Source organism: Streptomyces sp. BE20, from assembly GCF_036322525.1.
Classification (GTDB): Bacteria; Actinomycetota; Actinomycetes; order Streptomycetales; family Streptomycetaceae; genus Kitasatospora.
Genome location: NZ_JAQYWW010000053.1, coordinates 1 through 335, shown reverse-complemented (window position 1 = coordinate 335; position 335 = coordinate 1). Strand labels below are relative to the sequence as shown.

Below are 335 nucleotides of genomic sequence, written 5' to 3'. Positions count from 1 at the left end.
GGTCGAGCCGTGGTCCGAGCACGCGCTCCAGTGACGGGTGGAACTGGGTGAGCAGGCCGCGTATCCGGTTGGAGGTGCGGGTGGCCTCGGCGGCGAGGTCCTGGTCGAACCCGGTCAGGACGGTGAGTTCGGCGGTGATCTCGTCGGTGAGTTCCAGCGTGCGCAGGGTGTGGGGCATGGTGCGGGCCGCGTCGGCGATCACGGCGGCGTCCTTGGCGTCGGTCTTCGCCTCGCCGGGGTAGAGGTCGGCGATTCGTCGCATGGCGAGGCCTGGAAGGTAGGCGACTTGGCAGCCGGCGTCGCGGGCGACGGTCAGGGGCAGGGCGCCGATGGAG

Annotated in this window: 1 protein-coding gene; it reads right to left on the bottom strand. The window is 71.3% G+C overall.

The features are described from left to right. Window positions 1-335 (bottom strand): IS110 family transposase (locus PUR61_RS00190; RefSeq protein WP_329874353.1); only part of this gene is annotated, 335 nt, incomplete at both ends.